The 16,958-nt window shown below is 46.9% G+C and carries 4 protein-coding genes; all 4 read left to right on the top strand.

From position 1 onward, the window contains the following. Positions 1-789 precede the first annotated feature (789 nt). The 4 genes from IJE10_06805 (at position 790) to IJE10_06820 (ending at position 16,679) form a co-directional block, all read left to right on the top strand. A complete protein-coding gene (locus IJE10_06805) occupies positions 790-5,349 on the top strand; it encodes a hypothetical protein (protein MBQ2967809.1) in 4,560 nt (1,519 codons plus the stop codon). A gap of 213 nt (positions 5,350-5,562) precedes the next feature. Next, on the top strand, positions 5,563-10,764 hold the full coding sequence (locus IJE10_06810) for a hypothetical protein (GenBank protein MBQ2967810.1): 5,202 nt from the start codon (positions 5,563-5,565) through the stop codon (positions 10,762-10,764). A gap of 30 nt (positions 10,765-10,794) precedes the next feature. Beyond that, positions 10,795-13,599: a hypothetical protein gene (locus IJE10_06815; protein ID MBQ2967811.1), complete on the top strand. Its 2,805-nt coding sequence runs from the start codon at positions 10,795-10,797 to the stop codon at positions 13,597-13,599. Positions 13,600-13,730: 131 nt separating this feature from the next. Then, on the top strand, positions 13,731-16,679 hold the full coding sequence (locus IJE10_06820; GenBank protein ID MBQ2967812.1) for an S-layer homology domain-containing protein: 2,949 nt from the start codon (positions 13,731-13,733) through the stop codon (positions 16,677-16,679). The last annotated feature ends 279 nt before the right edge of the window (positions 16,680-16,958 follow it).

Genomic DNA, 16,958 nt, shown 5'->3' on the forward strand with positions numbered 1-16,958 from the left:
TAAAATCAGGTACATGTAAGGGACATAAATTATAATGTTTAGTTTGAAAAGAAAAATCTTTAAAACAGACATGGAAGTTTTTGCCCGGGCATGATATACTATTGTAAAATTGCGGTATAAACGCAAAGCAAAGAAAGGATGAGGAAAATGAAAAAGCTTATTTCGTTGTTGCTTTGTGCTACTATGCTTTTAAGCATGGTTGCGACCATAGCTGCGGCAGATTTGCCCGAAAGCTCTGAAAACACAACCGAAAAAGCAGATTGCGTGTATTACGTAATCGATCCGGAACAGTTTACCCCCGGTGGCTGGCAATATGATACCAAACCGCTTGGCTCGTTCCGCGACAAATACTTATATGACCAGGGTGCAGGTTCTGATCCTGCAACTGCAAAGCTGGTTGTACCGAAGGACAATACATATATTGTTTGGGTACACGGCAGAGACTGGGCAAATGACAGACCCGGTATCCGTTATATCGAATTTGCGGTAGACGATAAAGTTATCGGCAGAGGCGGTAACCACCAAAAAGAGGGCTGGGCATGGCAGGCTATGGAAGTAGATCTGACCGGCGGTGAGCATACCTTTGCGGCAATCGACGGTGGCAGATGGTCCCGTTTTGACCTGGTTCTGATTACCGATGACCCGGATTATAAGCCTTCCAATACCGAAGAAGGTTTAAAGGCTTTAGATGCAAAGGTTTATGACCCCGACTCTGTAAAATGGGTTAAATCCAATCCGTTAGAAGGTAGACCCGCTGATGAAATTGCGGTTAAGTTCAATGGCGAATGGATGACATTTGATGTTCCGCCCATGCTGATGAACGACCGTACTATGGTTCCGCTCCGTGCCATTTTTGAAGCACTCGGTGCAACCGTAACCTGGGACGATGCAACCCAGACCGCAACCGGTATCCGTAACGGCAAAGAGGTTTCGGTAACCATCGGCTCAAATCGTGCAATGGTTGGCGGCAGCATGGTTTCCATTGACCAGTCTGCGGCACTTGTAAATGACAGAACTTTAGTTCCGCTCCGTTTCGTATCCGAAAGCTACGGTGCAAATGTAGAATGGGATGACGCTTCCCAGACCGTTTTCATCAAGGCAAAAGAGGTGAAAAACGGTATCTATATTGGCGGTACTTCCTATAACGAATACGGTACATGGTCCGTTTCGGGTATCAACACCGACGGCTCTGTATACCTGATTGGTACAACGCCTGCTGCCCGTGAAGACGGTAAATCCGCTACGCTTGAGGATGCGGATGCATCCGGCAACAAGCCTGCAATTGCAAACTTCAATCTGGAAAAAGACGGCACTTATAAGCTTTGGGTGTACGGCAGAGACTTTGCAACCAATCAGCAGGGTACCCGTTTCTTTAATGTAGCGGTAAATGGCAAGATGGATGCAAAGACCTTCGGTCAGCACGGCGGTGAAGGCTTTAAATGGGAAGAAGCAGGCACTTATGAATTAAAAGCCGGCAAAAACACCGTCGAAGTGCATGATACTTCCGGCTTCTATGCCCGTGTGGCAGGTATTCTGCTTGTTGAAGACTTAACCTTTACACCTCCTGCAGACCATGTGACACTTGCAAAGCAGTATCCGGTTCTTGACTCCTCTGCACAGTTAAAGACCCAGGCTTTCCCGGCATGGGCAAATGCAGATGTGGCAGCGCAGGAAAATGCATCCATCGAATCTGAAACCACAAAAGTTACATTCTTTACTGTAAATGACGGTGCCCACAGCTTCGTACAGAATGAAATTGCTGTAAAGGATGCAAGCGGTAACTGGGTTCCGGTTAAGAAAAAGACCGATGATTTCGGTTATATGGTTCTTAAAGCCAACGATGCTAAAATCAACGGTAATGCAAACGGTAATGCCAATGTCAATGCGTATGTAACCATAGACGGTACCGAATATGCAATCGGTGCCACAAACGGTTATAAGATGGGTGTTGGCGAATGGTTTGTACCTGCAAGCTACACCGTACTTGCAGACAATAAGGTACAGGTTAATTTCCCCGAACAGAACGGCGTAGCCTTAACTGCAATCTGGGAAATGGACGGCAGACCCGATCCTAAGGTAACGGTTTCTGCAACGTATGCAAATGAAGGCTTCTATTCCATCATTGCTTCCAACGGCAGAGAATATACCGACACCGAATACACAGAAGGTACTGCACCTTTCAGAATTGTTGAACGCAGAATTCCCGAAGAACCGACTGTTATGATTGAACAGTACATGTCAACCCCCATGGCAACCGTTACGGTTGGCGACGGCGTTGCGGCACCGAATCAGGCAACAATGGGTGTTGTGGTAGACGGTACTGAAATTGAGTCGGAATGGGTTTACAAAGAAAACTCCGAATTCGGCTTTATGATGCGCGGTGTAAGAAACGGCGTACAGGGTGCAATCATGGCTCCGCTTATGGGCTCTGATTACTCCAAGATGACAGCGGGCGGTTCTTACAGCTTTGCATACAGACCGGTTACAACCTTAAACGGTTGGTTTGATACCTATACACATGTAGCAGAAAAAGTACTGGATGTACATGACTACAGAAGCAACTACTATAACAACTTAAACGATGCAATCTTTAATACCACCGACCTGATGATGGATGATGAGTACGGCGGATGGGATCCCATTGACATGGCACACTACAACATGGAAGGTCAGGATTTAACCTCCTCTGCAAACCCCATGATTGCAGTACAGCGTTATTTGCTCACAGAAGATCCTGAAATCTTAGATAAACGTGCAATTCCCACCATGGCATGGTCGCTGACCCGTAAGATGCGTAACTTTAAACGTATTGCATCTACAGGCGGTGCGTGGAGCTCTTATGTAAGTACACCACCTTCCAAGATTGGTACACCGCCCACAGAATTTACCGCAAGTACCTACGGCGGTCTTTATGAAATGTCCAAAGGCGGCGTGCCGGTACTGGCAAATGTTGCGATGGAAAAACCGGTTGGTGACGGTTATAATGCAATTTACAATAACTTAAGCTATTACAGATACACAGGTGACAAGAAATTCTTAGATGCTGCAATTGCGGCAGGTGACGCGTATATCGCATCCACCGTCGGCAGCGAAAAATACATGAGCACTTTGCCGGGCTGGAGCTCGTTCATTAACATTTCCTACTTCCCGAACATCGGTGCATTTGTAGATTTGTATGAAGCAACCGGCGAACAGAGATTCTTAGATGCGGCAGAAGAAGCATCGAGAATTGCGGTAACCTCTTTCTGGACAACCGGTATTGACAACGGCAAGGGTGACACACCTTACACCGTAACTGCAGACCACGTTTATAATGTGCGTGACTTCATGAAGGGTCACACCTTCTGGTGGCACGGTTCTGAGCAGTGGAGACTTGGCGGTAATGACGGTGAGGCAAGACCTTCTAAGGACGGCATGGTTAAGCTCCCCGAATCTGAAACGGTTCCCGGCTGGTTGCCGACCCGTGTAGGTCTTGGCTTGGAGCAGGCTTCTACTTTTGCAGAAGCATTAAATATTGTTATGGCATCCTGGGTGGGTGACGTAATGCGTGTTGGTTACTACACCGGCGACGATTATTTCATCAAAGCGGCAAGAAACGGTGTGGTTGGCAGACATGCAAACTACACAGGTTATTATCAGAACCGCTACATGACCCATCAGATGAAAGCAAACTATCCTTACGAAGGACCTGACTATACTTCTATTTACTGGCATCATATTCCGCCGTTCCTGGCGATGATTGAAGAATTCTTAATCACCGACTTCTGGTATCAGTCCGGTACACAGATTGACTTCCCCAGAATCCGTCAGGGCGGTTATGCATATTTCTTCTCTTCCCAGTACGGTTTTGATTCCGGTAAGATGTACGATGTGGACGGCTTGTGGCTGTGGAATGACAGAGATATTGTAAATCCTGATTCTGTTCAGCTTGACTACCTGCCCGCTAAGAAAGACGGCGTACTCGCAGTTGCTTTCATGAACCGTGACAAGGTAGCTACCACCTCTGAAATTACTTTAGGCTCTAAAGTACCCGGTGGCGCAGAATACACAGGTACCGCAACCCTTTACGATGCAAAGGGTAACAAATCCACCGTTGAAGTTGTAAACGGTAAATTCACCATCACCGTTCCTGCAAAGGATATGGTAACCGTTATCATGAACATTGCAGGCGTTAAAGCACCCAGCTATGCAGGCGATGCAAACAGAGACGGCGATGCGGAAATGGGTGCAACCATCTCCGAACACACCAGAGGCAGAGGCTATACCTTACAGCTTTCGGGTGATAACTACTATGCATACATTTATGTAACCGATATGGACGGCAAGGATGAAGCAACTAAGAATGAAGCTTACCGTGCAAACTCCATGACCGTTAACTACACCGTAAACGGTGAAACCAAGACGGTTAAACGTGATGTATATCCCTATGAAGTTTTAATTAAGGTTGACGATCCGAATGCGATTTTGACCTATGAGGTTGAAATTGAAAAGGCGAACGGTTCCACCGAAAAAATGGGTGGCGGCGAGTTGATGACCGCGAAGAAGTCTGCTGAACTCGGTAAGAAATTTACCGGTACAGCCATTGCAAAAGAGGCAGGCGCATCTTCGGCACCCTCTGCAGGTGCGGTAAACACCAAGCCTGAAATGTCCGCTGAACTGAAGAAGCTTTACAAAGAACCCTTTGAAATTTCTTATGTACAGCAGGGTGTAGGCTCGAGCATGTTCCGCTTTATCGTTCCGCCTGCAAAGATTCCGTTCACCTGTTCTGAAAACTTGCTTGCAGGTCTTACCGCAACCATTGAACTGACTGAAAATGCAACCGGTAAGAAGCAGACCTTTGAAACCTATGTTGCAAAGAACGAAATGCGTGCAGATGGCAACATCACGGTGGTTATTGCACCTGCGGCAGGTTTGCCCGCGGCAGACTACGACAATGACAAGGCAAAGACACACAAATTTAAGATTGTTTTGTCCGACAAGGCGGTAGATTTGTCTAAAGTGAACAGCAATGTCAATGCAGACGCAAAATTGCCTGACTTCAAGGAAATCACCATTTCTTCTTACAAGGCACAGGGCTCGGGTTCAAGCAAGCTCCGTTTTGTAATCGGCGCAGACCAGATTCCGTTCCCTTGCTCTGAAAATCTCTTAAAAGATTTGAAGTGCGTTATGGAAGCAACCGAGGTTGCCAGCGGTAAGGTAACAAAGGTAGAAACAACCCTTGCAGGCAACGAAATGCGTGCAGACGGTGGTATCACCTTACTGGTTAATCCGCCCGCAGAATTCCCGGCAGGCGACTATGACAACGACAAGGCAAAGACACATAAGTTTAAGCTGTATATTTCAAAATAATCTTTTCATTCAATCCCGAAGCGCGAAAGCGCTTCGGGATTTTTTATTGTAAAGATATTCAGTTGAAAATGTGCTATTTCTTGCACGTTTTGTGCATTGAAAGCAGGAGGTTTATGGTTTATAATAAAGGTATAAAATGTAATGATTTTTCTTAAAATTTGGCTTTAGTGCTTGTTTTAGAAGAATTTAACCCAAAAAGAAAGGATGAGAAAGATGAAAAAAGGAATGGCGCTTTGTCTTGCACTTTTGATGCTTATTTCTGTGTTGCCGGTATCTGCAATGGCGGCAACACTTGCGGAAAGTGCATCGCAGACGACGGAGAAAGCAGATTGCGTGTATTATGTAATCAAGCCTGAGGAATTTGAAAAGACAGGTGGCTGGAAATTGGATAACACCGCTTCGGCGGCAAGCTACCGGGACTTGTTTTTCTATGACCAGGGGGAGGGCAACGACCCGGCAAGCACAACCCTTACAGTTCCTCATGATGGAAAATATAACATCTGGGTACACGGCAAGGATGTGGCAAATGACAGACCCGGCACCCGTCCTACAACCGTTTGTGTGGACGGAAAAGAGCTGGGCAAGGTTGCTAACCACAAAAAAGAGGGTTGGGCTTGGCAACAGGTTTTAGCAGAGCTTACCGGTGGTTTGCATGAATTAAGCTTTCTGAACCTGAAATCCTGGAGTCGTTTTGATTTGGTACTTGTAACCGATGATTTGGATTACATTCCTGCCAACACCGAAGCAGAATTAAAGGCGTTGGAGGCATCCCATCCTTATGATCCCAAAAACGTAAAATGGACAACGGTTGATCCGCTTGCAGGCAGGCCCGATACCGAAATTGCGGTTAAATTCAATGACGAGTGGTTGCAGTTTGATGTGCCGCCGCAGCTTATGAATGACAGAACCATGGTGCCCATGCGTGCCATTTTTGAAAAGCTGGGCTGTGCGGTATCCTGGGAGGATGCAACCCAGACCGCAACGGGTGTGCGGAACGGCAAGGCGGTTTCGGTAACCATTGGCTCGAACATTGCCTTAGTTGGCGGAAGCATGGTTTCCATTGACCAGTCCGCGGCACTTGTAAATGACAGAACTTTGGTTCCGCTTCGCTTTGTGTCCGAGGCGTTCGGGGCGGAAGTGCGCTGGGATGACCCATCTCAGACCGTATTTATTACCGCGGATGCGGTAAAGGCAGGCTACTATATCGGTGGTGCGTCCTACAGCGATTACGGCACCTGGACCATGTCGGGTGTAAACAGCGACGGCTCTATTTATCTGGTGGGTACAACCCCCGATTCCCGTCCCGACGGCAAGCCGGTGACCATTGACGATGCCGACCCTGATGCCAACAAGCCTGCGATTGCAAAAATCAATGTAGACAAGCCCGGAAAATATAAGCTTTGGGTGCGCGGACGTGATTTTGCCACCAATCAGCAGGGTACACGCTTCTTTAATGTGGCGGTAAACGGCAAAATGGACGAAAAAACCTTTGGTCAGCACAAGGGTGAAGGCTTTAAATGGGAAGAAGCAGGTATTTATGATTTAACGGCAGGAGAAAACACCGTTGCGGTGCATGATACCTCCGGCTTTTTCGCCAGAGTGGCAGGTATTTTGCTTTGCGAGGATTTGGAATTTGTGCCTTCCAATAATCATGTGGAGCTTTCGGCAATCTATCCGCCTCTTGACCCCACCGAAGAGGTAAAAGCGGAATATTTCCCCACTTGGGCAACCGCGGATTTGCCTTCTGCTGAAAATACATATATTGAAACAGATACCACAAGAGTGGTATTCTATACCGTATCGGATGGTGTACACAATTTTGTGCAGACCGAAATTCAGACAAAAGATGCCTCGGGCAACTGGGTAACCACCAAAGCCAAAACCGAGGAATACGGCTATATGGTTTTGCGTGCAGATAGTTCTACGGTGAGCGACACCATTGTAAACGGCAATGCTACGGTAAGCTCGACCTTTACCCATAACGGAAAAACCTATACGGTAAATGCTTCTAACATGTTCAAAATGGGGCTTGCAGACTGGTTCGTGCCATCTGCCTGGACCAAGCTTTCGGATAACAAGGTAGAACTTTCTTTCCCGGAACAAAACGGGGTGACCTTAAAGGCGGTATGGGAAGCAGACGGAAAATCCGACCCGAAAGTAACGGTTACGGCAAATTATGTCAATGCAGGCAACTACTCGGTTATTGCGTCCAACGGCAGAGAATATACCCCTACGGAATACAGCGAAATGACCGCACCGTTCAGAATCGTGTATAAGCGTGTGCCGGAAGAACCGTCGGTTTTGATTGAACAGTATATGTCTGCGCCCATGTCGGTGGTAACGGTGCCAAACGGCAATGGCTATATTTCCAAAGGCGTTGCGGTAGACGGCTCGGATTTAGAGGCAGAATGGGTTTACAGACAAAATTCTGAGTTTGGCTTTGCAGTGCGTGGCTTGAAAAACGGTATGCAGGGCGGTATTATGGCGCCTATCATGGGTTCGCCTTATTCTAAAATGAATGCAGGGGACAGCTACAGCTTTTCGTACAGAACAGTAAACACCTTAGAGGGCTGGTACGAAACCTTTACCCATGTGACCAAAGATATTTATGATGTACATGACTACAGAAGCAACTACTACAACAACTTAAATGATGCCATCTTTAATACCACCGACCTCATTATGGACGATGATTACGGCGGATGGGATCCGATAGATTTGGCGCAGTACAATATGGAGGGGCAGGATTTAACCACTTCGGCAAATCCGCTTGTGATGGTACAGCGGTATTTGCTCACGGAGGATGCGGAAATTTTGGACAGACGTGCCATTCCCAACATGGCGTTTGCCCTTTCCAGAAAGTCCAACCGCTTTAAGCGCTTAAAGACTACAGGGGGAACCTGGGCTCCCTATGTGGCAAATCCACCCTCTGAAATCGGGGAGCCTCCGGTGCAGTTTACGGGCGGTACATATGGAGCACTTTACGAGATGTCCAAAGGCGGTACGCCTGTATTTGCAGGGGTTGCCATGGAAAAAGAAGTGGGAAGCGGTTTTGATGCCATTTACAACAATCTGACCTATTACAGATACACAAACGACCAAAAGTACTTAGATGCCGCAAAGGTTGCAGGGGATAAATACATCGAAAGCACCTTTGGCAATACCAATTACATGACAAAGCTTCGGGATTGGGGTTCGTTTATCAATCAGTCCTATTTCCCGAACATCGGTGCGCTGATTGATTTGTATGAAGCAACCGGTGCGCAGAAATATTTAGATGCTGCAGAAAAGGCAGGACAGATCTTAACCACCAGCCTCTGGGCAACCGGTATTGAGGACGGCAAGGGGGATACACCCTACACCGTAACGGCTGATTATGTGTACAATGTACGCGGATTTATGGAAGCACACAATTTCTGGTGGCACGGCTCAGAGCAATGGCGACTTGGCGGTGATGACGGGGAAGCAAGAGAATCCAAAGACGGTAAGGTGCGCCTGCCCGAATCCGAAACAGTACCCGGTTGGTTACCCACCCGTGTGGGTCTTGGCTTAGAGCAGGCTTCTACCTTTAGTGAAGCGCTTAATATTTACATGTCCTCCTGGGCAGGTGACCTGACAAGACTTGCATATTATACAGGAGACACCTATTTCAGCGACTGTGCCAGAAATGCCATTGTGGGCAGATTCGGAAATTACGCAGGCTACTATCAGAACCGCTACATGGTGCATCAGATGAAAGAAAGATACCCCTACGAGGGTCCTGACTACACCTCCATTTACTGGCATCATATTCCGCCCTTCTTAGCGATGATTGAAGAATTTTTAATCACCGATTTCTGGTATGAATCGGGCACTAAAATTGAGTTCCCAAGAATCAGACAGTGCGGATATGCATATTTCTATTCTTCTCAGTACGGCTTTGATGCGGGCAGGATGTATGATGTAGACGGCTTGTGGCTGTGGAATGACCGGGATGTGGTTGTCCCCGATTCGGTACAGATTGATTACTTAGCGGCAAGAAAGGACGGGGTGCTTGGCATTTCGCTTATGAACCGCGACAAAGCTGATTTAACCACCACCGTTTCATTAGGTGCTAAGGTGCCGGGCGGTGCGGAATACAACGGCACAGCAACCTTGTATGATGCTTCGGGCAACAAATCTACCGTAGAGGTTGTAAACGGCAAATTTACCGTAAATGTACCTGCCAAGGGCATTCAGACCGTAATGCTGAACATAGATGGCGTAAAAGCACCCAGCTATGCAGGCGGTGAAAACCGAAACGGCAAAGCAGAAATCGGTGCGACCGTTTCCGAGCATACCCGTGGCAGAGGCTATACCTTACAGCTTTCGGGCGACAACTACTACGCATACATTTATGTAACCGATATGGACGGTAAGAATCCCGATACGGAAGAGTTCCAGTACAGAGCAAACAGTATGACCGTCACTTATACGGTTGGCGGTGAAACCAAGACGGTAAAGAGAGACGAATATCCCTTTGAAGTGCTGATTCAGGTGGATGACGTAAACGAAATTTTAACTTATGAGGTGCAGATTGAAAAGGCAGACGGAACGGTCGAAAACATGGGTGGCGGTGAGTTGATGACCATTGCAAAATCCAATGAGCTTGGCAAAAAGTTTGACGGTACCGCAATTCCCGGGGCAATCAAAAAGACCGAGGACGGCAAGCCTATGCTTTCGGCAGAAGCCAAAGCGGTTTACAAAGAGCCTTTTGTGATTTCCTATTTACAGCAAGGCACAGGCTCGGGTGCGTTCCGTTTTGTAACGCAGAGTAAGAGTATTCCCTTTGCATGCAAAGAAAATCTGCTTGCAGGCTTTACCGCAACGGTGGAAATGACCGAAAAGGCAACCGGCAAGGTTACGGTGCTTGAAAGCTATGTGGTGGGCAACGAAATGCGTGCAGACGGAGATGTAACGGTAAAAATTGCACCGACCCCCGACTGGCCTTTGGGTGACTATGACAACGACAAGGCAAAAACCCATACCTTTAAGATTACGCTGGCAGACAAGTTTTTGGGTACAGCGACCCCGTCTGTAAAGGAAGAAGCACCAAAAGCAACTGTAAGTGGCATGGAATTTGACACCTTTACGGTGGACAGCTATTATGGTCAGGGTTCAGGCAATCAGCTTTTGCGTTTTGTGATTAAGGCGGATAAAGTTCCCTTTGCCTGCACGGCAGACTGCTTAAAGGGTGCGGTTTGCGTATTGAAAGCAACCGAAAATGCGAGCGGTAAAGTGATTGAATCCAAAACAACTCTTGCAGGCAACGAAATGCGTGCAGACGGCGGAATTACCCTTTTGGTAAAGCCTACCGACGAATTCCCTGCAGGGGATTATGACAACGACAAGGCAAAGACACATAAGTTTGTGCTGGAGATTTCACCGGCAAAATGATTTTTGAAAAGGAAAAAGGCGGTTTGATTTATGCAAAAATGGATGGAGCGGTTTTTAAATCCCGAAAATCGGGATAAGCCCAAAATCAGGTACTGGATTCCCCATGGTGTGATGAGCGAAGAGGGCATTGTAAAGGATGTGGCGGACATTGCTGAGCGCGGTTTTGGCAGTATTGAGGCGGTGTCTATGACCCGTGGGCTGCCCGATGCCTTTTACACCCGTGAAAACACCTGGGGCAGTAAAATGTGGCTGGAGAAAATCAACATTTTATTGCGTGAGGCGAAAAAGTACGGACTGAAAGTGGACATTTCCAACGGCCCCGGCTGGCCTATTGTGGATATCACCGTAACCCATGCCGATGCCGAAACCACCCTTTACGAGCTGGCATACGGATTAAAAATTTTAGAGGCGGGAGAGCGGTATAAGGGCTTACCGCCTCTGCCCGAAATTCTGCATGAAGAGGGGACACTTAAATGTCTTGCGGTGTCTATGTACCGTATCAATCCCGTTGGCGAAAAGACTTTGGATTTTGAGACGTATACGGCACTTCCTACTTCTTGCGAGATAGAGGTTACGGCAGGAGCGGATGGACAGTATGCATTGTTTGCCTTTTACGGCAGACCTGCTGTGCAAAAGTACGGGGAATTTTATGTAATGGATCATTTTTCGGAAAAGGCGACCGACTCGGTGATGGATTACTGGGAACAAAATATTGTGCCTGCTCTTTCGGAAAATATAGATGCTTTGGAAAACATTTTCTGTGATTCGTTGGAGTACAGAGTGGATTTAGAGTGGACACGCACCTTTGCAGAGGATTTTGAGGTGCGAAAGGGGTATAGCATTCTGCCGTATTTGCCCTGCCTTGGCTGTGAGACCAAAAGCATGCCCACAACCATTACATACTTTGCGCGGGAGGGGGTTGTGTATCAGCCGTCCCGAAACGAGAGCATGTACCCAAGATCCAATTTTTGCTGTTACACCTTTTCAGACAGCATACTTTCGCATAAAGTCAACACCGATTACTTTGAAATGACCACCTATCTGTATGCGGAAAAGCATGTGAAGCACATGCAGGAACGTGCCGAAAAAATGGGGATAGGTGTGCGGTATCAGGTGGCGTACGGCAAGCCCTTAGAGGTGGAGTGCGCGGCACTTTATCCTGCAATTCCCGAAAACGAGGGGATGAATCCGCTGCTTGACCGCTTTCGTTTAATGGCAGGTACGGTGCATTTGGCAAGAAAACCGCTTTACTCCTTTGAATGTGCGGCAGAAGCCTTTAATTCTTACGGGCAGACCCATGAGGACATTTTGTGGTGGATGAAGCGTGCGTATGCAGGAGGAATGAATGCCCAGGTGTTGCACGGTGGGCATTATTGCGGTTACTATGACGGTGATGGTAACCAAAACGGCTTAGGTCCCGGTATCAACTGGCCCGGCTTTGAGGGCTTTACCAGACGAACCTGGACAAATGCCTGGAACAGAACCTTAGACAAAAAGGGGCAGAGAGAAATATGGAATTATATGGGACGTGTGAATTTCCTGCTTCGGAATCCCCATAAAGTAGACCTTGCCTTTTACAAGCAGACATATCTGAACAACTGGGCAGGCAAAGGGGACGGCTCGACGCAGGTTTGTGATTCTAACTGGTTAAACCAATGCGGATTCACCTATGAATTTTTGTCTGCAAAGCTTTTAAAGCACGAAAACTGTAAGGTGAAAAACGGTGTTTTGGACGCAGACGGAGCAAGCTATAAGGCATTTATCGTGGATAACGAAACCTTTATGGATTATGATTCTGCGCTGGAAATCAAGGAATTGGCAGAAAAGGGGTTGCCGGTGATTTTTGTGGGTGTGTTGCCTTCAAGGCTTGCCATGCAAAGCGATGCGCATACCGATGCAGAGCTGAGTGCGCTTGTGCGTTCCATTCCCCATATCTTTGTGACAAATCTTTGGGTAATTCCGCAAAAATTAAAAGAAATCGGTATTTTGCCCGATATGATGCCCGATACCCCTGCAACACTGTATCCTGTGCATGTAAAGGTGAATGCTTCTGATTTTTATTATGTATATAACGGCAACATTTTAATGCCACCAGATGAACGAACCAAATATCCCGACCTTGACAAAGAGCGGATGATGCTTCCCTTTGACGGCTTTCTTTCCCTTTCAGGCAAGGGAGATGTGTATGAGCTGGATGCATTTTCGGGCGCGGTGAAAAAGATACCTGCGGTGCAACGGGACGGTCATGTGAAATTTGAAACGCATTTTGTGCGGGATGAAGCCAAAGTTTTTGCGGTGCTGCCCAAAGAGGATGCAGAAAAGCTTGGCATTTCGGGCGAGGAAGAAAAAGCTTTAAAGCAGGTGGCAGAAATGGAGCTTTCCGACTTTACTCTGCACATTACCGAAATTTTACCGCCCGAAAACCGAATCGGGACATTTTATGAGTCGGTTTATCAAGAAAGAGCACCGATCGCTTTGAACGAATTGAAACCCTGGTGTGAGATAGGAGGCTTAGAGCGCACCTGCGGTATCGGGAGGTACAAAACTGTATTTAAGACAGATGAGATTCCGCAAAAGGCAGTTTTGTGTCTGGAAAAGGTGACAGATACCTATAAGGTTTGCGTAAACGGTGTGGAAATGCCCTTTGCGGACCCGATAAAGAAGGAAACGGATATTTCTTCCGCTCTTAAAACGGGGGAAAACCAAATTGAAATTACCGTATATACTACACTCCAGAATGTGGCAAGTTTAGATTTCCTGCTTGCGGAGGGCAAGAAAACAGAGTCGCAAAAAGTCGGACTTTGGGGAAAAGTGAAAGTGAAAATATATGATTGAAAACAGGTGGCGAAAGCCGCCTGTTTTTTAAAAATGCGAACGATTTGATAAAAAGTGCGAACGATTTGATATAGACTTTGGGGGATTCGGATGTTATAATATAGATACAATCTTTAAAGGAGGATGAAAGTATGAAAAGAACAATTGCACTCTTGTTGGTTGCTTTGATGCTGTTTTCGGCGTTGCCTGTTTTTGCAAGCAAGACCGCAGAGCAGGAATTTTCAACCGACAAAATTAAAGGAGAGGTGATTATTCCCTTTACCGATGCGGAAACAGAAGGCGAATACAAGCCCTCTACTGTAGTAAAGGGTTATGACGGTGGTGCTCATTACTGGGGCGGTAAAGCTGTAACGTATAACCTGACAGGCATCAAGAAAGGCAGATATGAGCTGTTTTTCTGGGTTTGCCCGCATCCGGTTTGTGTGGAAAAATTAGAATTTGAAATTCTGCATGCAGGCGAAACCGCAAAGGCTGTGGTATATCAGGCTACAGACGAGGGTGAAACCGTAGAACCCGGCTGGGTATCTTTGGGCGTGTATGAATTTTCGGGCGACGGCACGGAATATGCCAAAATGCTGGAGGCGAGCGGAACTACCCGTCAGTCGGCTGTTAAGTTTGCACCGACTAAGAAGGATGTAACCGTTTACACCGAACCTGTTGTAGAAGAAAAAGAAGAAAATGTAAATGATGAAGGCGTTCCGGTTATCGGCGACAAAAAGCCCGACTCCACTTCCAAACTCAAAGACATTGAAGTGTTGCCTGCAGGTAAATGCAGATGGGAAGGCGACTGGAAATTCAGCTCTGCTGTACTCGGACCTATGACGGAATATCCCAACAGCTTATGGATTGCAGGAGTAGGCGAAGAAGCCACTGTTACATACAACCCCCAAATCGAAGCGGTTGGCGACGTAAACGTTTTCGTATACCTTTTGTGGTGGCACGAAAATCAGAATCCTAACGTGAAATACGAGGTGCATCACAACGGCAAAGTAGATACCGTGATGTTAGACCCCACAACCCTTACCGAAAGCTCCTGGGTATACCTCGGAACCTTTGACTTTGCAGGGGATATGGACAAAGAATTCGTAAAACTTATTTGTCAGCAGGATGAAAATGTGAAGGGTAACACCAGAGCATCTACCGTTATGTTTGAAATTGTAAATACCGAGGGCGGTATCTGGCAGACTAAATATGTAACACCTTATGAGAGCATTGAAACCTTGATCGACAAGGGTAAAATGGCTGCACTCAACAAGTTTGACGACATGAAAGACCACTGGGCATATTACGATGTGGAATACATGGCAAACGAAGGTCTTGTTTCGGGCGTTTCGGAAACCGAATTTGACCCCGAAGCACAAATTACAAGAGCAGAATATGTGACCATTTTGGACAGAGCTTTGGGCTATGAACTGGTGACCGGTGCGTCTTATGCCGATGTTCCGCAAGACCAATGGTATGCAACCTATGTGGCAACCGCAAAAGAAAACGGACTGCTTAACGGCTTGCCGACCGACGACGGTTTTAAGCCTGAACAGCCCATTACCCGTCAGGAAATGGCACTCTTTACCTACAATGCAATTCAGCAGATTGGCAGAAATGACGAATGGCTTGCGGATATGCCCGACGATTACGCAAAATTCACCGACACAGCAGAAGTTTCTGATTGGGCAGAAGAAGCGCTGAAATACTTAATTAAAACAGGTATCATTAAAGGTACAACCGAAACCACCGTTTCGGCACTGGAAAATGCAACCAGAGCACAGGGTGCGGTAATCTTAAAGAGATTTATGTCTTACTTCGTATGGGCAGGCCCTCCGACAGACCAGGAATGGGTTATGACCTTTAATGATGAATTTAACGGCACCGAAATGGACTGGTCTGTATGGCGTTCCGACTCCTCTTCTCCCGGACACATTCAGTCTTCCAGATGGCCTGAAAACGTTGAAGTGCACGATGGTGCGGTACATCTTGTAATCAGACACGAAGAAAAAGGCGGTAAGGAATGGACAGCAGGCTCTGTATGGGTTCGCCCCGAAGTGTTTGCGCAGAAATACGGCTACTGGGAAGCTCGTTATAAAATTGCGGCATCCTCCGGTATCAACAACTCCTTCTGGACTTATTCTTCACACACACATAACATCCACAGAGAAACGGGAACAGGCAGACATTTCGAATTAGATATTAACGAAGGACATTATCCGAACACTGTAAACATGACCTATCACAGTGATTTTGAAACAGGTAAGAACAAATCTTATTCCAGCACCTATGTTTCGCCCTACGATTTGTCGGTAGATTACCATACCTATGCATTGGAATGGACACCCGAAGAATTGAGATTCTATCATGATGGTGTATTGAGAAGTACACAGAAGAACTTAAATGCAAATCAGCTTCAGTACCCGTATCTGTCTTCTGCAGTATTAAACTGGGCAGGTAAGGCAACCGACAGAACAGACGGCACAGCACAGATTGTAGACTATGTCCGTATCTGGCAGAAGAAGGAAAATATGGATGATCCCACATTGAATTTCAAGGGTGAACCGATGGTTGGCGTTGGCCCTGCTGAGCAGAAGCCGGGAGCAGGCACTTCGGATTCCGGGGTTGCCGGCGGTGCAGGTGCTGCTTCGGAAACGGTAGAATTTAAAACCACCACACAAACCTTTGCCGGCGAAATCGTTGTCCCCTTTGACAGCGAAAGCGTAGTTAAGGAAGGCGAATGGAAAGCTTCTACTGTCGTTAAAGGCTTTGATGGCGGTGCCCATTACTGGTCAGGTATGTCCGGTAGTATAACCTATAAGGCCGAGGGCCTTAAAAAAGGCAAGTATGATGTGTATTACTGGCTTTGTCCCTATGGCTCCAGCACAGCAGAGCTTGTGAATCTTGAAATCAACGCAAACGGCGAGAAAAAGGTAGTTGCAAGCCGCCAGATGTTGCATGATGGCGAAACTGTGGAAGCAGGCTGGGTGAAGCTCGGCACCTTCGACTTTAAGGCAGACGGCAGCGAATATGTGAAAGCATTCCCGGATACGGGTACATTCAGAACTTCGGCAGTCAAATTCGTTCCTGTTAAGTAATCGGAATGTAAAGTTATATATTGACCGTTTATCAAAGGGAATGTAAAAAAAGTCCGGATCGCAAAAACGCGAGTATAAAGGCGAACAAAGTTTGTGCAAACTCACAAGAAAGACACGAAATGAAGAAAACACGCAAAATTTTGCGTGTTTTCTTTTGATAAATGCGTTTTTGCTATGCGCGAGCGGTTAAACAAAACAGTCCGGTGGACTGTTTTGTCAGCTCGGGGCGGAGTGGTCAAAACCGTTAGCGGTAGCGTTAAAACGGTTTTGGGTACCACA

This window comes from Clostridia bacterium (assembly GCA_017410375.1).
Lineage (GTDB): Bacteria > Bacillota > Clostridia > RGIG6154 > RGIG6154 > RGIG6154.